Here is a 1,076-nt window from a genome sequence, read left to right on the forward strand (position 1 = left end):
GGCCACCGGGACGAGCCAGCCGGCGCTCTCCGGGGCGGTCGCCGCGCTGGAGACCCGCTGTCCCCGGCCGCTGGCCCGGATCGCCGAGCACACCCTGGCCATGGGCGACCGCGCGGCCTGGCAGGACCTCGCCCAGGCCGCCGCCGACCAGGCCGTGGCGCTCGGCGACCCGGGCGGTGCCCGCCGGATGCTGCGCGGCCTGCTGGACGAGCCCGACCTCGACCCGCCCCGGCGCGGCCGGGCCGCCCTGGCGCTGGCCAGGCTCGCGGCCGACGACGTCGACCCGGCGGCCAGCGTGCAGGTGCTGAGCGAGATGGTCGCCGACCCCCGGCTGCCGGTCGCCGACCGCGGTGAGATCCGGCTGGCGCTCGGTCTGCTGACCGCCGTGCACAGCGGCAACCGGGTCGGGTTCGGCCGGATCCGGGAGTCCGTGGACGAGTTGGAGGAGCGCCCGGTCCGGGCGGCCCGGGCCATGGTGGCCGTCGCCATGGACGAGCGCGACGGCGCGGGCCGGCACGCCTGGGAGTGGCTCGACCGGGCGGAGCGGCTGCTGGCGGACCACCCGGACGAGGACGTCGCCGCCGCCGTGCGGGCCACCGCGCTGACCTTCCAGGCCCGGGCCGGCGATCCCGGCGTCTGGGGCCGGCTGGACGACCTGCCGCGCGCCTCGGAGCGTCCGGAGGTGATGCGGCAGACCACCCGGGCGCTGTACAACACGGGTGAGATCGCCATCGAGCTGGGCTACGACACCCGGGCCGCGGACCTGCTGACGGAGAGCCGGCGGCTGGCCCGGCTGACGGCCATCCCGTACCTGGAGTGCTACAGCCGACTGGCGCTGATCCGGCTGGACATGCTGGCCGGGCGCTGGGACGGGGTGGAGCAGCGGTTCGCCGCGCTGGGCGCGGAGTTCGACGACCTGGCGATGGCCGGGGCCGAGCGCTCGCTGCTGTTCGGGCGGCTGGCGGCCGGGCGGGGCCGGCTGACCCTGGCCCGGGAGGAGTTCGAGGTCGCCGCCCGGTACGGGCAGCGGGAGTCTCAGGTGACCGTGGCGCTGCGGGCGGCCGGCGGCGTCGGGG

The 1,076-nt window shown here is 78.2% G+C and carries 1 pseudogene; it reads left to right on the plus strand.

Annotation, left to right across the window (positions count from 1 at the left end):
* Window positions 1–1,076, plus strand: a pseudogene (locus ABD308_RS35450) (LuxR family transcriptional regulator); the annotation flags it as partial.

Origin of the sequence: Kitasatospora putterlickiae (assembly GCF_039527695.1) — a bacterium.
Lineage (GTDB): Bacteria > Actinomycetota > Actinomycetes > Streptomycetales > Streptomycetaceae > Kitasatospora > Kitasatospora putterlickiae.